Genomic DNA, 21,776 nt, shown 5'->3' with positions numbered 1-21,776 from the left:
GACAAGTTGCAGAAATCTTCTGCAGCTTGTCCATTAAATTTAGTTAACCTACTTGAAACGTGGTGAATTTATCGGCTACTGGGATGCGGTCTTTCTTTTCGGGCTGTTCATCGAAAAATCCCATGTGAAGGAAGCCAATAATTCTTTCGTTCTCTTGAACATCTAGAATTTTTTCGACATTAGGGTCATAAATATGTGGGTTTGTTTTCCATACTACTCCTAGTTGTTGCTCCCAAGCAAGAAGTTGGAAGTTTTGGATCATACAAGCCGTTGCCCCGAAGTTTTCATCCTGTTTCTTTTGGTTTTCTCCTTCTTCCATGATAACAACAAGGATGGCGTTCGGTTCATTCAAATAGTCTTCTCGATTTGCTTGTCTTTCCTCTGGGTAGGTGCTTGCAATTTTTTTCGCGAAGTCCTGTTTTTGGTTTTCACCCACGAAAATAAACCTCCATGGTTGCCTCATCCCATGAGTCGGAGCCCAAATAGCACCCTCTAATAATTCCGTTACAGTCTCTTCTGTTACCATTTTATTGTTATATCCCTTTTTGATGGAGCGACGTGCTCGAATAAGTTTCGCTAGTTCCGTTTGTTGTTTTACTACTTGCATGTCTAACACCTCTTTATGCTGTCATTTTGATTAAGAAAAGTATGCGACTGATAATCATTTTCATTTAACAACATAGTAAATGATTTAAGTTCGAAAAGCAAATCCATCTAGATATAAAAAAATACATAACCTTTTCGAGAGTCTATGTGATTATTATCACGTACAATTATCTAAATTAGGTGTATGATAGTTTTAGAATAAGGCATTAGGAGGTTGTACGATGTCACTTTATGATTTTCTAGTTTTAGTTCATATATTTTCAGCGATATTAGGTATGGGCCCAGGTTTTATGATGATTATCATCGTATCGAAGGCTAATAATTTAACCGAATTAAGGCATGCCTATAAAATTAGGAATCGAATGCATATATTTACGATGGTCGGCGGAACCCTATTGTTACTAACTGGACTTTTGATGGGAGCAATCAATACGTATCTATTCCAACAAGGATGGTATGTCATCAGCTTAATACTATTTCTTATAGCACTAGCTTTTGGGCCATTTTTACTGTCACCAAGGTCTAAGCCAATAAAAGAATTACTAAAAAATGCTGAAGGTGAAACCATCCCAGCCGAATACGAAGGAATGTCAAAACGATTATTCTTTGTAGAACGAATCGAAAACATTATTTTCTTGATAATAATTGTATTAATGATAGTAAAACCATTCTAAGTTTAAGCATTTCTCTAAGTAAACTTTACTTAGGAAGAAATACAAAATAAGTATATCCTCAGAGCAGCCAGTATACACGTAGACTCCTGCGGGAGGATCACCAGCCGCCCGCGGCAAGGTAGACACTGCGAGGTCTTTTCGAGCAGATGTCGCCCCTGTACTGGAAGTGAAAGCGAAGTGTATACTGGCTGCGGACCACGATATATAGCATAACTAAAAAAAGTCCCAGAAATGGGGCGTTTTTTCTATGACAGATAAAGGGAGATTCCACTAGCAATGTATTAAACTACAAGGGAGATATGGTAAAATAGGGAAAATAAGAGGCTTAGGAGAGAGTATATGAAAACATGGTCGAGAGATATTGAAATTAATGCGCCAATCCAGCAAGTATGGAAGCTTTTAGACGGCGAATTAGAAGACATGCAAAAAATTATGCCAAATGTGGTAGAAAACAAACTAGTAAAAGAAACAGAAAATGTAGTAGGTACTGTTTACCGCCAAAAATATCGTGAAGGTAAACGAGTGCAAGAATACGATGTAGAAACATTAGCGTATGAAAATGAGCCAGATTATAAGAGGATGAAGGTAGGCTTCAATCTTGCTAATATGTTTGAGATTACAGCAGAGTATGAAGTGAAAAAGCTAGATGAGAATAAAACCTACTTTCGTTACACAACAACCAATACCCCGTTGAAGTGGTTTATTAAAATAATGATGAAGCTAGCAAATAGTGATAAGGTAGTCGTACAATTTGTTGAACGTGTAAAGCAAGTTGCTGAAGCAGAAACAGTAGATTCCAACGAGTAAGGAGGAGAGTCTATGGGGAAGAAAATTTATATTTTGAGACATTGCCAAGCCGAGGGGCAAGAGCTGGAGGCTAAACTAACAGTTGAAGGTCTTAAACAGGCTCAGAAACTAGTAGACTTCTTTTCGCAGGTGGAAATTGATCGTATTATCTCAAGTCCCTATCATCGGGCAAAGGATTCAGTCGCTCCGCTGGCTAAGGAAAGAGGTATTCCTATCGAGACCGATCATCGACTTTCTGAGCGAGTTCTAAGTACCGAATTCTTTCCGGATTGGCGAGATAAACTTAAACAAACGTTTGTTGATATAGAGTTAGCTTACGAGGGTGGAGAATCTAGTAGGCAGACTATGGATCGTGGGCTTGGAGTTATTAGTGATATTTTAGATGAACAAGGTGAAAATGTCGTAATAGCAACACATGGTGGTCTAACGTCGATGGTATTAAAATATTATCAACCTAGCTTTAGCTTTGAGGATTGGGAGAACCTATCCAATCCTGATGTCTATCTATTAGACTTTAAACAAGAAAACCCAGAAGTAAACCGAATTTGGAAATAAAAATCAGGATATCTCTCCTTTAGGGGTCTGACCCTATGAGAAATATCCTGATTTTTTTACTCGCTTAGAATTTCTTCTAAGTATTCTTCTAATGTAATCCCACGTTCCATAATCGTTGTAGCAGCTTTCACTCCTACGTAACGTAAGTGCCATGGTTCGTATTGATATCCCGTAATATCTTCTTTGCCTTTCGGATAGCGAATGATAAAGCCATATTCAGCAGCATGTTCATGTAACCAAATTCCTTCTTCCGTTTCACCGAAGTCTGTAACTAAAGAATAGTTTACATGTGGGCTCGTAACATCCATCGTTAATCCAGATTGGTGCTCACTCTCACCGGGTCTTGCGCTGAACGTATTTGCTTGCTCTTCTCCATGATTAGAAACATAGGACGCAAAGAGGTAATCCTGTGTTTCATAGGAGCGGTAACCAGACTGTGCAAATAAATCGAGACTCTCTAAATCTGCATCGGCAAACATCTTGGTCAATGCTTCTGCAGCAACTTTACGCATTTGCTTTTTCGGTAAGTCTTCCACAAATGGGAAGCGGACATCTGGTACGACCATATCGCTAGGTTTATAGTCTACAGGTAGTGCATGTTGTTTATTAATTAAGGCAAGAACTTCATACGGATTGCCAATAACGACTGTCTCATCGTCTAAATATTTATCATCAGTTAGAGGTAGACCCTCACCTGGAGAGATTGTTACTTCTTCTTTTAAGTAGTTTTCTAATACAAGCTTTGTTGCATCATCATATATTCCTGTCACGAAAACGTCTTCTGATTGCATCTGTAAATCGGTAATAGCCCAAACTGTCTCCAGATTGTATGTGCCAGAAATAGAAATCTCATAACCTACTATTGCTAATGCCTCTTGTAAGGTTTGTACGTGATCTCCTTGATCACCCTTTTGTAGTTCATCTGTTGGTAGGACAATTTCTTCTTCCTCTTCAACTTCGGGTTCTTCTTGAGGCTGTTCATCTTCAGTTTGTGTCTGATCTTCCTGTTCGTTTTCCGTCGTGCTGTCACCAGGTTCTTCTTCAACAATTACCTCAGTAGTATTATTACTAGAATTACATGCCGATAGTAATAGAAGAAGGATACTAAGTGTTAGTATGTTATACGCTTTGTTGTTAAACATAGTGGTCCTCTCCCTTTTAAGCAATAGAAATGCTATATCTATTATACTACGAAGCTTACATAAATGAGGATAAAACAATAAAAATAGTTCATTTGATTCATTGGATAAGATTGGGAAAACACCCGGAAAATGCTATACTAATTTGGCAGGGATTAATTGTGCTTTTTCTGGTGGAAAGGGAGAAGCATTTTATGTACAAACAAGTAGCAAGAAAAGTTGAGGAAATTGTAGGAGAAATTGGATTTTCAGGAGCAGTACTAGTTAAAAATAATGGAAACGTAGTCTATGAGTCTGCATTTGGTTATTCTAATCGCTCCGAAAGACGGGAAAACTCTCTGAGTACTAGATTTGGCATCGCATCAGGATGTAAGTTATTTACAGCGGTAGGGATAGGTATACTAGTGGATGAAGGAAAGCTTAATTTTGAAACTAGATTAAAAGATTGTTTGGATATTGACTTTCCCCATTTCTCTGAGGATGTCACCGTTCATCAGTTACTAACTCATACTTCTGGCATTCCAGATTACTTTGATGAGTCTGTTATGGACGACTTTGAAGAGCTTTGGCAAGCAAGACCGATGTATATGATGCGTGAGCTGAAGGATTTTCTTCCAATGTTTCAACATCGAGGAATGATGTTCCAACCAGGAGAAAGATTCCATTATAATAATGCAGGATTTATTCTATTAGGATTAATCATTGAGAAGTTATCTGGAATGAGCTTCGCAGAATATATCGAGTCAAACGTGTTTGCTAAAGCTGGTATGGAGCAATCAGGATATTTTTCCTTAGACCAATTACCACATGATACTGCAATTGGGTATATTGATGATGAAGCGTCTGGAACTTGGAAAAGTAATATCTACTCTATTCCTGTTAAAGCTGGAGCAGACGGCGGAGCGTTTATTACCGTAAATGATATGATGCTTTTCTGGGAAGCGCTATTTGGTAAGAAGTTATTATCAGAGAAAACTACGGAAAAAATCTTATCGCCCCACGTAGAAAGTGATGACGATGAGTACTATGGTTACGGCATCTGGATCGATAAGCATGAAGGTAAGATTACGAAGCATCATGTGATGGGTTATGATCCAGGCGTTTGTTTCCACGCGGCAGTTTATGCAACTGGATTAGAAGTAGTTATTGCTTCGAACAAGAGTGAAGGTGCCTATTCCATCATGTTGGCATTAGAAGAGGTACTATCCTAGGCAAGCACACATTTCTCCACTTCTTCATATCTTTGTATAAGAAGCTTAGAAGGAGTGGGGAAAATGTCTGAAACTGCAGCGATTCAACACGTATCCGCACGTGTAAATTACGGATTAATCAACTTTATTTTATTTTGGTGTGCATTAATTGTAGTTTCTAGTGCGTATGTTACAACACCACTCTTTTCTGTATTTGAAAGTACGTTTGACGTCTCGAAAACGATGTCTGCTTGGACTAGCAGCTCGTTTTCTTTTTTTTATGCGGTAGGCTTTCTGTTATTTGGCCCACTTGCCGATCGAATTGGCAGAAAACAAATTATTGTATTTGGAATGATTTCTTTAACGATTGTAACGCCCCTCATTGCGATGACAAATAGCTTTGGAGCACTTATTGCTCTACGAGGGATACAAGGGTTTGTTGCATCGACCTTTGCTCCTTCTGCCCTTGCGTATGCATTTGATATTATCCCATCCAAAAAGATAGTAACGACCATTGGCTTTATTAGCTTTGGTTACGTAACGTCTGGCATATTTGGGCAAGTACTTGCGGATGTCATCTACCAATGGGGAAGCTGGAATTTGGTGTTTATAGCTTTTGGAGTGTTGTATTTTCTTACTTTATTGGCTGTGTTTTTCTTACTTCCGACACCTGATAAAGCTGGTCACAAGGAAGGGATATCATTTTATGTTTATCATAGTAAGCTCATTTTTAAGCAACGAAATTTCATCTTAATTTATACGATTACAATTATGCTTTTACTAACGTTTATGGGGATGTATACGTTACTCGGGAGTTACCTTAGTAATGAACCATATGGTTTAAGTGAGAAAGAAATATTAGGGGTTCGAGCAATTGGTATTGTTGGCATGTTAATTTCGCCATTTGTTGGAAGAATAGTTGGTAAGATAGGTGTATTCATTACACTTAGGTTAGGACTATTATTAGCAGCGCTAGGATTATTTCTATTAGGTGTTGGAGATAGTATTGTATTTCTCGTAATGATGAGCATTATTTATGTGTTTGGGATCTCCTTGATTTTCCCTTCGATTATGGTGTTAATTGGAGAGCTAGGAGGAGAAAGAAGGGCACTTGCGAATGCTTTCTATGCATTTATTCTGTTTATTGGAGCGATGCTTGGACCGATTGTGGCAATTGAGCTGTTACAACTATTCACGTATTTTACTACATTTATAATCCTGGCATTTTTGTTAGTGATTGGTTTGATATTATCTATTTTTGTGAAAAAGTAAAGCTGCCTAAGGGGTCAGACCCCCAAGGCAGCTTTGGCTGTTATTTTGATGCGAATAGCTTGGCGATTTCCACAATAACCTTTGTGGATTTTTCCATGTTATCGACAGAAATATATTCAAATTTACCGTGGAAGTTTTCTCCACCAGTGAAGATGTTTGGTGTTGGTAAGCCCATATAGGATAATTGTGATCCGTCAGTTCCGCCACGTACTGGTTGAATAATAGGCTCAATATCTAGGTTCTTCATCGCTTGTTTTGCGACCTCAACGATTTCCATAACCGGTTCAATCTTTTCACGCATGTTGTAATATTGATCTGTCATTTCAAGATTAACACTTTCTTCACCGTATTTAGCTTTCATTTCTTCTACGAATTTCGTGAGTGTAGTTTTCTTGTTTTCAAAGCTATCACGATCAAAATCGCGGATGATATAATACGCGCGAGTCTTTTCTACATCACCATTGATAGAGATTAGGTGGTAGAAGCCTTCATAGCCCTCTGTATGTTCTGGTGATTCTTGTTCAGGAAACTTACTTACAAATTCAGCAGCCATTTTACCAGCGTTTACCATTTTATTCTTAGCCGTACCAGGGTGTACACTATTACCTTTAAAGGTTACTTTGGCAGCTGCTGCGTTAAAGCTTTCGTATTGAAGCTCTCCTAGTGGACCACCATCAACTGTATAAGCGAAGTCAGCATTAAAACGTTCTACATCAAATTTATGAGGTCCACGGCCAATCTCCTCATCCGGTGTAAAGGCAACACGGACTTTACCATGCTCAATTTCTGGATGCTTGATCAGATAGTCCATTGCTGTCATGATTTCCGCAATACCAGCTTTGTTATCGGCACCAAGTAATGTTGTGCCATCTGTAGTAATTAGTGTGTGCCCTTTATAGCTAGGTAGCTCAGGGAACTCTTTGCTTGATAGTACAACGTTTAATTCTTTGTTTAGAACGATGTCGTTACCATCAAAGTTTTCTATAAGTTGAGGGTTAACATTTTTTCCAGTGAAATCTGTTGCTGTGTCTACGTGAGCTAGGAATCCAATTGTCGGCACTTCTTTGTCCGTATTCGAAGGAAGCGTCGCAAAGACATAACCATTTTCGTCAATAGTTACTTCTTCCATGCCAATGCCTTTTAGCTCCTCAACAAGTATGTTTGATAAATCTAGTTGCCCAGGTGTAGACGGTGTTGTTTCGTTATCTTCGTTTGACTGTGTATCCACTTTTACATATGTAGTAAATCGTTTGATCATATCATCTCTCAATGTCATTCTCTCCTCTTTAGAAATTTGATTAAATATGAAATAATTATACCGTAACTCGAAATAATTAGGAAATTATTATAATTTAGTTATAAAAGGAAAATAGTGTTTCTTGGCGAATAAGTAAGTATAGCGTATTTAGTTGAGGAGGTTGTTGGATGTCGTACGTAATTAGTGTCAAAGAATTAAAGGAAAAACTAACCAACCTTAAGAAATCATTGGTTATTGTTGATGCTCGTTTTCAGTTGAATGACTCAAAGGCTGGTAGACAAGCATATGGGGAGTCACATCTACCAGGTGCTGTTTATTTTGATTTAGAAGAAGATCTTTCTGGTCAGCCAGGGGAACATGGTGGAAACCACCCTTTACCAGATATAGACGTTTTTGCGAACAAGCTAGGTAAAGCAGGAATTGACCAAAATAAAATGGTTGTCGTTTATGATAAAGGAAATGATATGTTCGCTCCAAGGTTTTGGTGGTTATTACATTACTTAGGGCATCAAGATGTTTATATCTTGGATGGTGGTTATGAGGCATGGGTACAAGCAGGGCAAGAGGTAACCAAGGAAATTCCTCATCGTGAGGGGAAGACTTTTATCCCTTCGCTTCGCACAGATGAAGTGGTCGATATAAACCGTGTAAGGGAAAATATTACTAGTAAAAGAGCTGTACTAATTGACTCTAGAAGTAATGACCGCTATTTGGGAAAAACGGAACCTCTATATCGTAAAGCGGGACATATTCCGGGTGCGAAGAACTATTTTTGGATGGATATCTTAGATGAAGAAGGTAAGTGGAAAACGAGGGAAGCGTTAGAGAACCATTTTTCTATCCTAGATAAAAATCAAGAGATTATTGTTTCGTGTGGCTCTGGGGTTTCTGCAACGCCGAACATTATTGCATTAAAAGCAGCAGGATTCCACCATGTTAAATTATATCCAGGAAGCTATAGTGATTGGATCTCATACGAAGATAATCTAGTCGAAACAAAGGATGAAACCAATGAATAAAAAACGCTGTGCATGGGTGCCTGTGGATGATGAGCTATACAGAGACTATCACGACCATGAATGGGGGAGACCTGTTCACGATGACCAAAAGCTGTTTGAAATGCTGATTTTGGAAGGGGCACAAGCTGGTCTTAGTTGGATTACTATTCTAAGAAGAAGAGAAAATTACCGCGAAGCTTTTGACCATTTTAATGCGACAGAGATCGCAGCATATGAAGAAGACAAAATACAAGCGTTGCTACTAAACGAAGGTATTATTCGAAATCAGAGAAAAATCCGGTCAGTCGTTTCCAATGCTAAAGGATTTTTAGAAGTTCAAAAAGAATTTGGTAGTTTTGATACATATATTTGGAGCTTTGTTGGAGGCAAGCCTTTGGTCAATCACTGGAAAACTAGTAGTGAAGTACCAGCCCAAACAAAGGAATCACAGGCTATGAGTAAGGATCTGAAGAAAAGAGGGTTCAAATTTGTTGGACCGACCATATGCTATGCCTATATGCAAGCTACTGGAATGGTAAATGATCATACAGTGGATTGTTATCTTTATCAAAACTAAGAAAAGCTACTTTCTCTTAAGAGGGAAAGTAGCTTTTCTGGTTTATAATCTAAACACTTTTAATTCGTTGTTAAGCTGTTCTGCAATTTTTTCTAATTCCTCCGCACTAACGGATACTTCTTCCATTGAGCTCAACGTTTGCTGTGCGGATGCTGCTGCTTGTTCTACCCCTGCTGCAGACTCTTCCGATACAGCCGCGATCTCTTCTATTAAATTATTCATATCATTACTATTATTAGCAATTTCTCTTAGATTCGTAGAGATATCCGTAATCTTTGATGTCATCTCGGTCACAGAGTTGTGGATGGATGCAAAGTTCTTACCGGTTTCCTCAATTTGAGCAGTACCTTCTTTTACCTCTGTGTAACCACTGTTCAGAGAATTTACAACGTGTCCTGTCTCACTTTGGATACTTGTTACGATGGCGGTAATTTCACCAACAGAACTTGCAACTTGCTCCGATAACTTCCTCACTTCTTCCGCTACAACCGCAAATCCTTTACCATGTTCCCCAGCTCGTGCAGCCTCGATTGCTGCATTCAGGGAAAGTAGGTTTGTTTGACCAGCAATGTCTTTAATAACTGATACTAATTTGGAAATTTCCGTAGATTGTTTATCCAAGCCTTGAACCTTTTCAACAGCTTCCGATACGATGGCATCGATTTGCTTCATTTGAACGACAGATGATTTCATTAACTCTTGTCCTTCATTCGTTAACGAAAGAACATTCTGAGATGTACCAGCGACTTCTAAGCCGTTTTGCTCAGAAACACGTACTTTCCGTACAAAATCATTCATCTGTTCTGCAAGATCGGAGGCACTATTTGCTTGGTTTTCAGATCCAGATGATAATTCTTCCATGGTAGAAGCAATTTGCTCACTTCCTTCACGGACCTCATCTGCTGACTGGGATAATTCTTCACTTCTTGTTGAAAGTGTATTGGATGCGGACGCAACCTTGTATAGAATGCCTTGGATATTATCTTTCATTAAGTTAGTATCACTAGCTAATTGTCCAATTTCGTCTTTTCCTTGATAATCAATAGCATCTACTAACATGTTCCCGTTTGCCACTTCTGTTGTCATATTAACGACTTTCTGTAAGCTTGTTGCAATTCTTCTACTTACAATTAGCAATAGAATAATGCCTAGAATGATTGCTACCGAGTTGGTGATGCTTAAAGTGGTACTACTTGCTTGTAAACTTGCTTTCGATTTAGTAACGACTTCTTGTTGGTCTGTCTTTACAATTTCCATTAGTTGATTAACTAACTCAATAGTATCAGCACGTAGCTCAGATGAACGAGCTCTAATGGACATAGCCATATATTCTTGGTTGCTTTTAACTGCATCACTTATATCACCGTAGAACATATCATTGATTTTTCCGTCATTGGCAACAATTTGTTCAAATAACTGTCTTTGTTCTTCTGTTTTCAGAGTTGGTTCTATTTTTGCTTTTAACTCATCGAATTGACCTTTATATTCCTCAAAAGCATCTGCAAAACGATCTTTTCGTGACAATAAATAATCAGCAATCTGCACGTCTTTTATTTGAATCAAAGCGGCTAAGTCAGCCATATCATTGACACGTGCACTATACTCATCAATTGCTTCCACATCTTTTTGGCTTTGCGTTAATTGATAATAAACTACAGCGCCAGAAGCGATGAAAAGAACAGCAGACATTAAAAATACATATAAATATTTACGACTAATCTTTACGTTCTTCCAATTAAAAAGAGTTTTAGATTTTGTCTTTTTTTGCTTTTTTTCTTTCTTTACTTTAGGCAACTTTATTTTTTTGTTTTTCATTTCTATATCCCCCAGTTAAGAACATCAAGCGTTTCTCATTTTTATATCGGTCTATTTATCTAATTCTAAAGTATTATTTGAAAATAATCGACAATTTTCTCCTGAGGTTGATTATATACATTTAATCTAGTAAAATAGCAAACTGTGTGTTCTTTTAAGATAGGGAGGTGAAGCAATATGAAATCTGCATTCTTTCAAGAAGAGAAGAACAAAGAAGAACTAAAGGAAGAACTTGATTCGTTAGAGATACAATTGTATCGCATGCAAAATAACATCAAAGAAATTGCGAAAAAATCAGAAGTGATTAGTATTGATCAGACACCTCATGATGAGTGGGTAGTCGTATATGCCGATCGAGAAAAGGATACATGGCAATTAATGCTGCACAGTTGTAAACGAGCATATCGTGGGAATTGGCACTCAGCACTGCAAGCAGAAGTGAAGGATGATAGTACGATTCACATAGCTGCGATTAAAGGTGAAGAGAATAAGGGATACGGCTCAGTATTAATGGAGCATTTAAAAGAAATGGCAAAAGAAGAAAATGTACAGTATATTACTGGTGATTTAGTGAAGCGAGACTTTGATCATGTCGACCGATTGCAATACTTTTATGAGAAACATAACTTTGATGTAACAATTGATCATGAAGAGGAATACGGAGAAATTGTCTGGAATGATGATGAATGATTTAGGAGACTACCTTTAGTATAGTGTAGTCTTATTTTTTTTGCTTTTATTGGTGGGGAGATGAGCCCGATACGTAAGCACATGCGCCCAAAATGCGGAAGATGAACCCGAGACGTAAGCACATGCGCCCAATCTGCGGAAGATGAGCCCGATACGTAAGACCATGCGCCCAATCTGCGGAAGATGAGCCTGATACGTAAGACCATGCGCCCAATCTGCGGAAGATGATCCCGATGCGTAAGAACATGTGCCCAATCTAGGATATATGAGCCAGTACCAGGAAGTGCGTACGCCCAAGTCTCCTTAATTACTCCGAATCCTGAACCACCTATTTCGAAATAATATATAAAAAAAGCAACCCAATAAAGGATTGCTTTCCATATCATTCGAGAATTGGAGCTTTACGGTGTCTAGTCGCTTGTTCATAAGCATAGGCATATTCAATAAGTTCTGCTTCAGAATATGCTAATCCGGTAAACGTAATTCCTACAGGTTTTCCCTCTTTTGTATAACCACAAGGTACGGTAATTGATGGATAGCCTGCCTTGGCTGCGATGCCAGCACCATAATTATTCACAAATACAAGCGCATCTAGTTGATGTTCATGAATTGCTTTATCGATTCCTTCTGTCTGAGAAAGTCTGATGTCTTCTAGACGATCACGTAAATACTCCATTTCTGTTAATCGTCCACTTTTAGACTCGGATTCTAGTAGAATCTTTTGTCCATATTTAAGCGCTGATTCGGCATGCTCTTGGTTGTATTGAATGACATCTAGTAGCGTATGGACTGGTAAGCTTGGATCGGCATTTTTTAAATAGGCATTGAGCCCGTTTTTAAATTCATGAATCATAACGGTTATATTTGTAAACTCGGTTGGTAAGTCTACTGGCTCAATAATAGTTGCTCCTAGTTTTGTCATATCTTGCAGTGCTTTTTCTACTAATTGAAGTTCTTCTTCTGGTAAACCTTTTAGATACTCGCGTGATAGCCCAATTCGCTTATTCTTCAAGCCGTCGGTATTTAAAAATGCTGTGTAATCATTAATTCGGTTTGGATTAGTAGAAGTAGCAGCGTCATCAGGATCGACTTCAGTTAATGCTCCTAGTAAAATTGCTGCATCAGTAACGGTTCTAGTCATAGGTCCAGCGGTATCTTGTGTGCTGGATATAGGAATAACTCCAGTTCTACTAATTAAGCCCACAGTTGGTTTAATTCCAACAAGCGAATTGCAGCTTGCTGGGCTAAGTATAGAGCCACTTGTTTCTGTTCCTATACCTAACGGGGCAAAGTTTGCCGCGATTGCAGAGCCTGTACCCGCACTGGAGCCGCCAACATCAAATGAAGCCGGTCCATATGGATTAAGTACCTGTCCACCGCGGGAACTGTAACCATTCGGCATTCCAATGGCCATAAAGTTGGCCCATTCGGTAAGGTTTGTTTTTCCTAAGATGATTGCCCCAGCTTCTCTTAATTGCTTCACTAAAAAGGCATCTTCTTTCGCGTAATGTTCTGCTAGCGTAATAGAGCCAGCTGATGTATGCATCTTGTCGCCTGTATCAATGTTATCCTTTATTAATACTGGGATGCCGTGTAACGGACCACGCGAGCCTTTTTCTTTCCGTTCGATATCAAGGGATTCTGCGATGAAGATGGCATCTGGATTGATTTCTAAAATAGCATTTAGTTTTGGCCCATCTTGATTATACTTAGCAATTTGCTCTAAAAATGCGATCGTGATTTCTTTCGCAGTTGTATGGCCAGCATCCATTGCTTCCTGTAATTCCAATACTGTAGCTTCTATCAGTTGATTCATTAGTGGTATCCCCCTAGTATGTCAATTGTTTAGTTAAGCTCGTTCAAAGATATGGAAATGTAATCCATAAGGGTCAGACATCATGACGCTTTTCTCGCCGAATTCTTGTGTTATTACACAACCATTTGTAAGTAATAGATCTTTAGCAATCTCGAAGTCTTTAACAGCAAACTCGAAAAATACCTTATTTTCCTCGCTCTTTTCCATGTAAAAATTATGACCGCCAAATGTCAGTTTCGTTTCGGAATCATTGGACCAAACTGGAGTCATTCCAAGGATATTCGTGTAAAAATTGACTGCTTCCGGCTGGTTACTCACTTGGATAGCGATATTATTGGTTAGGTCAAAATCAGATGTTTTATTTATCTTTCTCTTCGGTTGATAGCCCTTTTGTCCAGAAGGTAACAGGTCAAATAAATACCATACAGAACAAAATTCATCACCAGGGCCAAATGGAGCGTCAGCAACATGGAATATTCTTCCTTGATCATCCCTTTGAAAAGTTGATACACCAGGATGTTGAAAGCCATCCTTCTCAAAACCTAGTTCCGTTTTAAAACTAGTTCCAGCAGTTGAAACCATTGGAAACTGCCATCTTCTCTCTGCAGCAAATGCATCCATTGCTTCTGGTGAATCAGGAGAGGCAACAACAAATGTCGCTTTTTCAATAATATGGTGATAAACACCGTTAAAGCCATCTGCCCACATGGTACAATAGGAACAAGATTTACCCATGTTCTGAATGATAATTAATTCATCCTTATCACCAAATAATTCTAGTAGACTTACTTCTTTATTCGAGGAGTCTAAGAAAACATAGTTATTAACCTCGTTGCGTGGAACGGACTTGCGTAATTCCATTAACTTATTTTTCTTTTCGTGAATTTCTTTTTCTAATTCTTCTATCTCAACTAATAGTTTAGTAGTATCCATTATGACTACCGCCCCTCTAATTTACAAATTCTAAGATTTCCAGTTGATTCCCACAAAAGTCTTCAATGACAAAGTAATATCCTGGAGGGCAAGGCATTGGTTCCTCCGAGATCATCTTAACTCCTTTTTCCTGGAGCTTTTTAAAGTCTTCTTGAATATTACTAGACTGGATGGCGAATAAGACATTAGAACCAGTTGGTACATCACTATTTTCCGTTTTCTCTAGAATGAGTGGTAGTCCATTATGTTCTAGACTAAAAATGTTTTCACCATACTTCTTTGATACATTGAAATCTAGCATTTCCGTATAGAATGCTACTCCCTTTTCCATATCGTCTACTTTAATCGTTAATACACAAACTTGATTTAACATTTTATAACCTCCGTTTTTTTAATATAGTAGCATGATGAAGCTCAAGATTTTTCTTCTTGTTTGCGCTTTTTAGTATCCAATAGAAGCTTGGGTAGATTGATTAAAATAGGTGGGTCATGGACAAGAAGCTCTCTTAATGTTACCTCTCGATAGACGTTTGAACTTTTTTCTATCTTAACTGACTCTTCGGCTATACCTCTCAAAGCATGGGATAATATGAAGTAATTACTAGGATTTAGGCTTTTCCGAATTGCCGCAGCGAGTACATAATATTCTCCTTCTGGCACCTTGGAAAATGTACAACTTTTCTGTTGGTGATTTAATGCTGTCCCCACAATAGGAGGCTGATCTGGTATTGGTTTTGGGAATAAACCAACAAAGATAATCCCCTTAAATGTTGGAGGTGCGTTAATCTGACACGTAACAGATGGTGTTGCCGATTCTAAGGGAATGAAGTGCAGTTGAAAAGTCATATTCATTAACAAGTTGGTGAAGGGATACCATGTCTTTCTTGAATTCCTTTGGTGATAATCCAACAAATTGCTTGAATTTAGCACTGAAGGTACCAAGGCTTAAAAATCCCACCCCTAGCACAGTTTTAAGAATAGAACCAGATGAATTTGCTAAAATCAGCTTGCTCGCCTCGATCCGTAATGCAGACAAATAATGACGGGGAGATACACCTGTAACTTCCTTAAATACTCTACTGAAATGGTATGGGCTATAACCAACAAGTTTTGCCAGACCCTCTGAAGTAATGTCTTCTTGTAAATGACTTTTCATATATTCAATTGCTTGTAAGATTATTTTTTCCTTCTCATTGTTCAAAGCTTTTCACCTATATACATGTAAGTTTGTTTATAGTAGAAATTCGACACTAACTGATAAAATACCTTTTTCTTAATAGGAGGTCGGGAAATTTTTTCTTACAAATTGGATATGTTAAAATGGAAAATATTCTAGCATAGAAGGAAGCGATAAGATGGAATATGTAACATTAAATAATGGTCTCACTATGCCGAAACTTGGCTTTGGTGTTTGGCAAGTATCTGATGATGAAGCAGAGAACGCGGTAAAAGAAGCGATTAAAGTCGGGTATCGCTCCATTGATACAGCGATGATCTATCAAAATGAAGCAGGTGTTGGTCGAGCAATCGCTGCGGCAGATGTTCCTCGAGAAGAGTTGTTCATTACAACAAAGGTATGGAATTCGGATCAAGGATTTGATGGTACACTGAAGGCATTTGAAGAAAGCCTTGAAAGATTAGGTCTTGATTACGTTGATTTATATTTAATTCATTGGCCTATGCCGAATGAAAATTTATATGTAGATACCTATAAAGCGTTAGAGAAGCTTTATCAAGATGGTAAGGTGAAAGCAATTGGGGTATGTAATTTCCATATTGATCACTTACAACGACTTCTTGATGAGTGTGAAGTAGTTCCTGTTCTAAATCAAGTGGAATGTCATCCATACTTACAGCAATCCGAATTAAAAGCATTCTGTAAAGAACATAATATATACCTAGAAGCTTGGAGTCCATTGATGAATGGGAAGGAAGTACTTAGTAACGAGGTAATCCAAGGCATTGCAGAAGCCCATGGTAAAACACCTGCACAAGTAATCCTACGCTGGCACTTACAATATGACAATATTGTTATACCAAAATCCGTAACACCATCTCGTATTGAAGAAAACTTTAATGTTTTTGACTTTGAATTAACTTCTGATGAAATGAAGAAAATAGAAGGTCTTAACCAAAATCACCGCAATGGTCCAGATCCTAATGATTTTTATGTGAAATAATAGAGACTGGGACAAGAGTATTTTAGCATTAAGAAAGTCCGAACTATTATGATTAGAGCATCATACCCGCTCCGGAAATATACTCCGCTTTCCGTGGGCGGCTGGTGAGCCTCCTCAGAGCTATGGCTCTTGCGGGGTCTCACCGAAGCCTATCCTCCCACAGGAGTCTCCGTATATTTCCGGAGCTAATGTGTTAAATCATCCGTTTTTTCAACTTCAACTTTAGTTATGTCCCAGATTATTTACTTTTCCACAGAAAATCTTCTGCCATGCAAAATCACCTCAGCCATTTCAGGAGAATACCTCTTTAAGATTTCCACAGACTCTTCTGCTAGAACCCCTCCCAAATACTTATGCACCCTTTTTTCGATATATGGATTCGACCGAATAAATGGCTTCATATTCATATACTTATCGTCTATTGCAAAGACAACATTGCGAATATTTGCCATGACTATGGTCGATAAACACATAATACATGGTTCTACAGAAGTATAAATAATACATTCACGAGCATGATCCTGAAGAAAAGAAGCACATTGTTTCATAGCATCAATTTCTGCATGTTTTAAGTTACTGCTGCCGGTTTCGATTCGGTTAGATCCTCTTGCGATGATGTTGTTATCATAAACAATCACTGCTCCAATTGGTCTATCCCCGCGTTTTCCGGCTTCTTCAGCTTCTTTAAGTGCTTCCGACATGAAAAAAGTATGGTCCAACTGATTAATATCAATCAACGTATTCCCCCGCCTTCTCGTATAAAAGTAAGACTATTATCCTATAAGGGAACAGTTCCCTCAAGAAAAATTTCCAATTTATCACCCAATTATTAAAATAATGATAACCTTTTTTTGGAAAATGTAGTAAACTAGAAAAGAATAAATGGTTCATCCAATTGAAAGGAGATGGTGTTTTATGAGAGCAATAAAGCAAACAGTACGTACCCATAATAATACTTTTAAATTGGAGGAACGATCGGCTTAAGATTCGTATCCTCCGTTAATTCAAGGAGGAAATATATTTGCATAAACTAGAAACATTAGGTTGGAAAGACGGACTAGAAGTAGAAAAAGAAAAAGCAGCACGAGTAATTACTGTACAAAAAAATAGTTACCGAATCTCCGATGGAGAGATGGATTACCTGGCACATTTAAGTGGGAAGTTTTTAAATGAAGCATCAAGTCCGTTAGACTTTCCAGCAGTTGGAGATTGGGTGGAGGTACAAAAGCTACCTGAAGAGAATAAGGCGGTTATTAAGAGGATTGTGCCTAGAACTAGTCAGTTTGTTAGACAGGCTGCAGGGGAAAGAACAGATCCCCAAATAGTGGCAGCGAATATTGATATTGTATTTATTGTGAATTCGTTAAACCATGATCTGAATGCCAGAAGAATTGAGCGGTATATTCTATTGGCTTATGAAAGTGGAGCAACACCAATTGTTCTTCTTACTAAGAAAGACCAGGTCACTGAAGAAGAAGTTAGAAAAGCCATAGCTACCGTGAGTGAAGTCGCAATAGGAGTGGACATTCTCACGATTAGTAGCTTAACCGGTGATGGCTTAGATGAATTGGAGACGTACCTATCATCCGGGAAAACAGGAGCATTACTCGGTTCTTCTGGTGTTGGAAAATCCACACTAATTAACTCCTTACTCGGGTACGAGGTTCAGGAGACGAAGGAAATCCGTGAAGATGATAGTAGAGGGCGTCACACGACTACCCATAGGGAGATGTTTATGCTTCCTAACGGTGCCATGATAATCGATACCCCTGGAATGCGAGAAATCCAAATGTGGGACGGTGAAACTGCAATAGAGCAGACATTCCAAGATGTGGAAGTGTTTGCTTCCGAATGTAAATTCACCGACTGTAAGCATAAAACAGAGCCTGGTTGCCGAATTCGAGAAGCAATAGAAACAGGTGAATTAACAGAGAAACGGTTTAGAAGCTTCATTAAACTACAACGGGAAATAGCCTATGAAAAACGTAAGCAAGATCAGAAGGCTAAACTAGAAGAAAAAAGTAAGTGGAAAAAGATCAGCAAATATCAAAAAAACATTCAAAAACATAACGTGAAATAAATGATAGGAAAAAGGCATTTGCGCTCTTAGCAAATGCCTTTTTATTAAATGAATATCCGATTTACTAGCTGTTCATATTCATAAAAGTAATCAGGTATCTCATCGGCTTGCAACCCCTCATACATATTCTGAACAATCGATTGGTTATACCATTTCTGCTCTTGTACACCGGCATTGAAATTTTCCCATACTGCTACACCTTGAACCTTAAGATCTTTTTCTAATCCTATTAAGTTGTCCAATTTATCGGCGACGATTAAGTATTTAACCTCTTTAGCTGCATGCTTAATCGTATCAATAGTATGTTGCTTCCGTTCCTTCCAAGACTTAGATTTATCCTCCGTATGTGCAGCCACTAGACTTGCAACCTTCTGTCCGAAATGTTTTTCAATATCTTCTATCTCATAAATCGTATCTTCCACTACATCGTGAAGATATGCTGCACACACTAACTCCTCTGAAAATCCTTCCTGCTCTAACCTGTTCGCTACCCGTATTGGATGGGTAATATAGTCATCGTCTGAGTTTTTTCGTTTTTGTCCTGCATGGGCTTTTGTTGCAAACTCTTTTGCTTTATCTTTCAATTAGAGTTCTCCCTCCACGTGTCTTTTTTCCTATTATATAGTAATAACAGGGTTGTTAAAAACATCATCACTTTACTTTCAATCGTCAAAGGAAACAAGTAAACTGTAGGTAGATAATTTGGATTGGAAGTGTAGATATATGGCTGAACAAGGTATTAATAAACGAAAAACAGAACACATTCGATTATGTTTAACAGACCAAGTAGAAGGTGTGAATAAAACAACAGGATTAGAAGGAATATCGTTTATCCATAATGCATTACCTGAAATCAATTTTTCCGATATAAATATAGCTACAACGTTCTTAAATAAAAAAATTAATGCACCTTTCCTTGTCAGCTCAATGACAGGAGGTTCTGAATTAGCCACTGAAATCAATCAAAACCTAGCACTAGCTGCGGAAGAAAGAGGTTGGGCCATTGCACTAGGATCGACAAGAGCTTTACTGGAAGGGGACAAGCATCAGGATTCTTTTTTAATCCGTAAGCAAGCTCCGAATGTTCCTTTAATCACAAATCTTGGTGCCGTTCAGTTAAATTATGGTTATGGTGCAGAAGAGGCACAGCGAATTGTTGACATGACTGAAGCAGATGCGCTATATCTTCATTTAAATACATTACAAGAAGTGATACAAGATGAAGGCGATTTGAACTTCGATAACCTTCTTCCAAAGATTGAAGAAGTTTGTAAAGCATTAACGGTACCTGTTGGCGTGAAGGAAGTTGGCTTTGGTATTGATGGGACAGTCGCCAAGAAGCTTCATGATGTAGGTATAGCCTTTGTTGATGTTGCTGGAGCTGGAGGGACTTCATGGAGTCAAGTCGAAAAATTACGCTCAAAAGACCCACTACGCAAAGCAGCAGCTGAGGCGTTTAATAGCTGGGGAATACCGACAAAGGATTGCATTGTTTCCGTTCGTAGTGAGTTAGCAAATGTACCACTAGTTGCTAGTGGTGGGATGAAAACGGGACTAGATGCTGCAAAAGCGGTTACCATTGGTGCAGATATTATCGGTTTTGCAAGATCCCTATTACAAGCTGCAACCGAGTCAGTTGAAGCAGTCTTACAAGTTATGGAGCAAATTGAATTTGAATTGAAAATAACGATGTTTGGTGTAGGGGCTAAGAATTTAAGTGAACTGAAGAACACCAATCGTGTCTCCATTATGGGGAAATCATTATTAGATAATTAGGGCTAAACGATATTTTCGTTTAGTCTTTTTTTTGGCTCTATAATATTTGTTGGGGTTTCAATAAAATTCAGAAAAAAAGTACACGCACCCCAAACATTCTTTTATACTTGAATTGACGAGAAACAAGATAAAGAATGGGGATGCGTGTAAATGGATTTTATCATGAATATGCCAGGATTAAAAGACTGTAACGTAACAAATTTAGTAGAGCGAGATGGGAAGGTAGAAGTTTATGTGGAAATGGAGCGTAAGCCACATAGTTGTCCGCGATGTGGAGAGGAAACCGAACGCATACATGACTATCGATACCAAAAAGTAAAACATCTGAAATGGTTCGAAAGAATGACTCAACTATGGTATAAGCGCAGACGTTATAGTTGCCCTTCCTGTGGAAAACGATTTTCTGAAGAAAACGGCTTCGTAGAACGATATCAACGCACTTCCGTGGAATGGAATCAAGCGGTCTCTATCCGATCCATCAAAGCAAAAACTTTTAAAGAGGTAGGAGAAACATATGGCTCCTCGGCAACAACCATTGTTAGACGTTTTGACCAATTAGCGGAAACGGAGATTAAAGAGGTAAACTCACTTCCTTCCGTCATAGCGATTGACGAATATAAAGGTGATACAAAAGAGGGTAAATATCAGTTAATTATTGCGGATGGTATCACGAAACAACCATTAGATATTCTCCCAAATCGCTATAAAAAAACCATTAAACAGTATCTCCAAAAACATGGGGCAAAAGTAGAAGTTGTCATTATGGACATGAGTCCAGCTTTCAAGGCAGCTGTTCAGAACGCATTAGGTAAACCTATTATTGTAGCTGACCGTTTTCACTTTTGTCGCTATATCTACTGGGGATTAGACCGCGTGAGAAGACGAGTTCAAAAAGACTTTCATGACTATGATCGTAAGAAATGTAAGCGAATGAAGTATGTATTTCATAAAGCAAAGGGCCGTTTAAAAGATGATGAGCAGTGGCACTTAGAAAGATACTTAAGTATGTCAGATGAACTGAAAGTAGCGTATGAATTAAAGGAAGCTTATCGAGAATGGTTTGAGGAAGCGAAGCTTATGGGGAAAGAACACATCTCCCTAGTGAAAGAAAACCTACAGTCTTTCTATAAAAAGGTAATCGACGCGGAGATACCTGAAATGATAAGTGCCATTAAAACCTTTCAAAACTGGCAGATAGAAATACTGAATAGCTTTGCATACGACTATTCTAACGGTTTTTTGGAAGGTATAAATAATACTACTAAAGTGATAAAGAGAAATGCATATGGATTTAGAAGTTTTAAGCGATTTAGAGCGAAAATCTTATTGGCAAGACAGTATAAAGATGTTGGTGTGCATATAGGATGAGGTGGCGACTAATGTCACCACCCCAACATTTGACGTAGAACC

The 21,776-nt window shown here is 38.3% G+C and carries 23 protein-coding genes; 12 read left to right on the top strand and 11 right to left on the bottom strand.

The genetic code is table 11. The annotated features are described in order from the left end of the window. Positions 1-43: 43 nt before the first annotated feature. Positions 44-607: a nitroreductase family protein gene (locus tag TE34_RS01390; RefSeq protein WP_047983043.1), complete on the bottom strand. Its 564-nt coding sequence runs from the start codon at positions 605-607 to the stop codon at positions 44-46. A gap of 220 nt (positions 608-827) precedes the next feature. Between TE34_RS01390 and TE34_RS01385 the strand changes: the two genes are divergently transcribed. The 3 genes from TE34_RS01385 (at position 828) to TE34_RS01375 (ending at position 2,642) form a co-directional block, all read left to right on the top strand. Continuing rightward, positions 828-1,280, top strand: a complete 453-nt coding sequence (locus tag TE34_RS01385) for a DUF2269 family protein (RefSeq protein ID WP_047983042.1) — start codon at positions 828-830, stop codon at positions 1,278-1,280. Between the two features lie 339 nt (positions 1,281-1,619). After that, positions 1,620-2,087: an SRPBCC family protein gene (locus TE34_RS01380; RefSeq protein ID WP_047983041.1), complete on the top strand. Its 468-nt coding sequence runs from the start codon at positions 1,620-1,622 to the stop codon at positions 2,085-2,087. A 12-nt stretch (positions 2,088-2,099) separates the two neighbouring features. Beyond that, complete coding sequence (locus TE34_RS01375) at positions 2,100-2,642, top strand: histidine phosphatase family protein (protein ID WP_047983040.1); 543 nt, start codon at positions 2,100-2,102, stop codon at positions 2,640-2,642. Positions 2,643-2,698: 56 nt separating this feature from the next. Here the strand turns inward: TE34_RS01375 and TE34_RS01370 are convergent, their stop codons facing one another. After that, the gene (locus TE34_RS01370; protein ID WP_047983039.1) at positions 2,699-3,784 is read right to left on the bottom strand and encodes a D-alanyl-D-alanine carboxypeptidase family protein; all 1,086 of its coding nucleotides are present in this window, start codon (positions 3,782-3,784) and stop codon (positions 2,699-2,701) included. Positions 3,785-3,975: 191 nt separating this feature from the next. On the opposite strand from TE34_RS01370, the gene TE34_RS01365 reads away from it, so the two are divergent. Both TE34_RS01365 and TE34_RS01360 read left to right on the top strand, forming a co-directional pair. Further along, positions 3,976-4,992 carry a serine hydrolase domain-containing protein gene (locus TE34_RS01365; RefSeq protein ID WP_047983038.1) on the top strand — a complete coding sequence of 339 codons (1,017 nt, stop codon included), beginning with the start codon at positions 3,976-3,978 and terminating at the stop codon, positions 4,990-4,992. 63 nt (positions 4,993-5,055) lie between these two features. Continuing rightward, the gene (locus TE34_RS01360) at positions 5,056-6,243 is read left to right on the top strand and encodes an MFS transporter (RefSeq protein WP_047983037.1); all 1,188 of its coding nucleotides are present in this window, start codon (positions 5,056-5,058) and stop codon (positions 6,241-6,243) included. A 40-nt stretch (positions 6,244-6,283) separates the two neighbouring features. Here TE34_RS01360 and pepT read toward each other — a convergent pair whose 3' ends face one another. Next, positions 6,284-7,519 (bottom strand): peptidase T, encoded by a 1,236-nt coding sequence (gene pepT / locus TE34_RS01355; RefSeq protein ID WP_407944345.1) that lies wholly within the window; start codon positions 7,517-7,519, stop codon positions 6,284-6,286. 149 nt (positions 7,520-7,668) lie between these two features. On the opposite strand from pepT, the gene TE34_RS01350 reads away from it, so the two are divergent. Next, positions 7,669-8,520 carry a sulfurtransferase gene (locus tag TE34_RS01350; RefSeq protein ID WP_047983035.1) on the top strand — a complete coding sequence of 284 codons (852 nt, stop codon included), beginning with the start codon at positions 7,669-7,671 and terminating at the stop codon, positions 8,518-8,520. Further along, positions 8,504-9,076 carry a DNA-3-methyladenine glycosylase I gene (locus tag TE34_RS01345; protein ID WP_047983034.1) on the top strand — a complete coding sequence of 191 codons (573 nt, stop codon included), beginning with the start codon at positions 8,504-8,506 and terminating at the stop codon, positions 9,074-9,076. Before TE34_RS01350 ends, TE34_RS01345 begins: the two co-directional genes overlap by 17 nt. A gap of 42 nt (positions 9,077-9,118) precedes the next feature. Here the strand turns inward: TE34_RS01345 and TE34_RS01340 are convergent, their stop codons facing one another. Beyond that, positions 9,119-10,891, bottom strand: a complete 1,773-nt coding sequence (locus tag TE34_RS01340; protein WP_047983033.1) for a methyl-accepting chemotaxis protein — start codon at positions 10,889-10,891, stop codon at positions 9,119-9,121. A 177-nt stretch (positions 10,892-11,068) separates the two neighbouring features. On the opposite strand from TE34_RS01340, the gene TE34_RS01335 reads away from it, so the two are divergent. After that, positions 11,069-11,581 (top strand): GNAT family N-acetyltransferase, encoded by a 513-nt coding sequence (locus TE34_RS01335; RefSeq protein ID WP_047983032.1) that lies wholly within the window; start codon positions 11,069-11,071, stop codon positions 11,579-11,581. A 382-nt stretch (positions 11,582-11,963) separates the two neighbouring features. Here the strand turns inward: TE34_RS01335 and TE34_RS01330 are convergent, their stop codons facing one another. The 5 genes from TE34_RS01330 to TE34_RS21360 are packed head-to-tail and all read right to left on the bottom strand — an operon-like array spanning position 11,964 to position 15,531. Next, positions 11,964-13,397, bottom strand: a complete 1,434-nt coding sequence (locus tag TE34_RS01330; protein ID WP_047983031.1) for an amidase — start codon at positions 13,395-13,397, stop codon at positions 11,964-11,966. A 33-nt stretch (positions 13,398-13,430) separates the two neighbouring features. Next, entirely contained in the window at positions 13,431-14,330 is a 900-nt protein-coding gene (locus TE34_RS01325; RefSeq protein ID WP_047983030.1) for a DUF899 family protein, read from the bottom strand. Positions 14,331-14,346: 16 nt separating this feature from the next. After that, positions 14,347-14,703 carry a VOC family protein gene (locus tag TE34_RS01320; protein ID WP_047983029.1) on the bottom strand — a complete coding sequence of 119 codons (357 nt, stop codon included), beginning with the start codon at positions 14,701-14,703 and terminating at the stop codon, positions 14,347-14,349. Positions 14,704-14,744: 41 nt separating this feature from the next. Then, positions 14,745-15,176, bottom strand: a complete 432-nt coding sequence (locus tag TE34_RS21365) for a hypothetical protein (RefSeq protein WP_236687086.1) — start codon at positions 15,174-15,176, stop codon at positions 14,745-14,747. Next, the gene (locus TE34_RS21360; RefSeq protein WP_236687085.1) at positions 15,112-15,531 is read right to left on the bottom strand and encodes a helix-turn-helix domain-containing protein; all 420 of its coding nucleotides are present in this window, start codon (positions 15,529-15,531) and stop codon (positions 15,112-15,114) included. The genes TE34_RS21365 and TE34_RS21360 overlap by 65 nt, the downstream gene beginning before the upstream one ends. A 154-nt stretch (positions 15,532-15,685) precedes the next feature. Between TE34_RS21360 and TE34_RS01310 the strand changes: the two genes are divergently transcribed. Further along, positions 15,686-16,510 (top strand): aldo/keto reductase, encoded by an 825-nt coding sequence (locus TE34_RS01310; RefSeq protein WP_047983028.1) that lies wholly within the window; start codon positions 15,686-15,688, stop codon positions 16,508-16,510. 242 nt (positions 16,511-16,752) lie between these two features. On the opposite strand, the gene TE34_RS01305 is transcribed toward TE34_RS01310, so the two are convergent. After that, positions 16,753-17,247, bottom strand: a complete 495-nt coding sequence (locus tag TE34_RS01305; RefSeq protein WP_053074931.1) for a nucleoside deaminase — start codon at positions 17,245-17,247, stop codon at positions 16,753-16,755. 284 nt (positions 17,248-17,531) lie between these two features. Between TE34_RS01305 and rsgA the strand changes: the two genes are divergently transcribed. Then, entirely contained in the window at positions 17,532-18,590 is a 1,059-nt protein-coding gene (gene rsgA, locus TE34_RS01300; protein ID WP_047983027.1) for a ribosome small subunit-dependent GTPase A, read from the top strand. Positions 18,591-18,634: 44 nt separating this feature from the next. Here rsgA and TE34_RS01295 read toward each other — a convergent pair whose 3' ends face one another. Further along, positions 18,635-19,174: an HD domain-containing protein gene (locus TE34_RS01295; RefSeq protein WP_047983026.1), complete on the bottom strand. Its 540-nt coding sequence runs from the start codon at positions 19,172-19,174 to the stop codon at positions 18,635-18,637. A gap of 139 nt (positions 19,175-19,313) precedes the next feature. Between TE34_RS01295 and fni the strand changes: the two genes are divergently transcribed. Both fni and TE34_RS01285 read left to right on the top strand, forming a co-directional pair. Then, positions 19,314-20,366: a type 2 isopentenyl-diphosphate Delta-isomerase gene (gene fni, locus TE34_RS01290; protein ID WP_047983025.1), complete on the top strand. Its 1,053-nt coding sequence runs from the start codon at positions 19,314-19,316 to the stop codon at positions 20,364-20,366. 150 nt (positions 20,367-20,516) lie between these two features. After that, positions 20,517-21,734 carry an ISL3 family transposase gene (locus TE34_RS01285; RefSeq protein WP_047983024.1) on the top strand — a complete coding sequence of 406 codons (1,218 nt, stop codon included), beginning with the start codon at positions 20,517-20,519 and terminating at the stop codon, positions 21,732-21,734. The last annotated feature ends 42 nt before the right edge of the window (positions 21,735-21,776 follow it).

The sequence above is a fragment of the Ornithinibacillus californiensis genome (assembly GCF_001038485.1).
In the GTDB taxonomy this organism is placed as follows: domain Bacteria; phylum Bacillota; class Bacilli; order Bacillales; family Amphibacillaceae; genus Ornithinibacillus; species Ornithinibacillus californiensis.
The sequence above is the reverse complement of the archived record's forward strand: the minus strand, read 5'-3'. Positions and strand labels throughout refer to the sequence as shown.

What these genes read in the sequence shown, in the direction of transcription:
- TE34_RS01390 (WP_047983043.1), bottom strand. Translation starts at nt 607, where the DNA reads ATGCAAGTAGTAAAACAACAAACGGAACTAGCGAAACTTATTCGAGCA.
- TE34_RS01385 (WP_047983042.1), top strand. Translation starts at nt 828, where the DNA reads ATGTCACTTTATGATTTTCTAGTTTTAGTTCATATATTTTCAGCGATA.
- TE34_RS01380 (WP_047983041.1), top strand. Translation starts at nt 1,620, where the DNA reads ATGAAAACATGGTCGAGAGATATTGAAATTAATGCGCCAATCCAGCAA.
- TE34_RS01375 (WP_047983040.1), top strand. Translation starts at nt 2,100, where the DNA reads ATGGGGAAGAAAATTTATATTTTGAGACATTGCCAAGCCGAGGGGCAA.
- TE34_RS01370 (WP_047983039.1), bottom strand. Translation starts at nt 3,784, where the DNA reads ATGTTTAACAACAAAGCGTATAACATACTAACACTTAGTATCCTTCTT.
- TE34_RS01365 (WP_047983038.1), top strand. Translation starts at nt 3,976, where the DNA reads ATGTACAAACAAGTAGCAAGAAAAGTTGAGGAAATTGTAGGAGAAATT.
- TE34_RS01360 (WP_047983037.1), top strand. Translation starts at nt 5,056, where the DNA reads ATGTCTGAAACTGCAGCGATTCAACACGTATCCGCACGTGTAAATTAC.
- pepT (WP_407944345.1), bottom strand. Translation starts at nt 7,519, where the DNA reads ATGACATTGAGAGATGATATGATCAAACGATTTACTACATATGTAAAA.
- TE34_RS01350 (WP_047983035.1), top strand. Translation starts at nt 7,669, where the DNA reads ATGTCGTACGTAATTAGTGTCAAAGAATTAAAGGAAAAACTAACCAAC.
- TE34_RS01345 (WP_047983034.1), top strand. Translation starts at nt 8,504, where the DNA reads ATGAAACCAATGAATAAAAAACGCTGTGCATGGGTGCCTGTGGATGAT.
- TE34_RS01340 (WP_047983033.1), bottom strand. Translation starts at nt 10,891, where the DNA reads ATGAAAAACAAAAAAATAAAGTTGCCTAAAGTAAAGAAAGAAAAAAAG.
- TE34_RS01335 (WP_047983032.1), top strand. Translation starts at nt 11,069, where the DNA reads ATGAAATCTGCATTCTTTCAAGAAGAGAAGAACAAAGAAGAACTAAAG.
- TE34_RS01330 (WP_047983031.1), bottom strand. Translation starts at nt 13,397, where the DNA reads ATGAATCAACTGATAGAAGCTACAGTATTGGAATTACAGGAAGCAATG.
- TE34_RS01325 (WP_047983030.1), bottom strand. Translation starts at nt 14,330, where the DNA reads ATGGATACTACTAAACTATTAGTTGAGATAGAAGAATTAGAAAAAGAA.
- TE34_RS01320 (WP_047983029.1), bottom strand. Translation starts at nt 14,703, where the DNA reads ATGTTAAATCAAGTTTGTGTATTAACGATTAAAGTAGACGATATGGAA.
- TE34_RS21365 (WP_236687086.1), bottom strand. Translation starts at nt 15,176, where the DNA reads ATGACTTTTCAACTGCACTTCATTCCCTTAGAATCGGCAACACCATCT.
- TE34_RS01310 (WP_047983028.1), top strand. Translation starts at nt 15,686, where the DNA reads ATGGAATATGTAACATTAAATAATGGTCTCACTATGCCGAAACTTGGC.
- fni (WP_047983025.1), top strand. Translation starts at nt 19,314, where the DNA reads ATGGCTGAACAAGGTATTAATAAACGAAAAACAGAACACATTCGATTA.
- TE34_RS01285 (WP_047983024.1), top strand. Translation starts at nt 20,517, where the DNA reads ATGGATTTTATCATGAATATGCCAGGATTAAAAGACTGTAACGTAACA.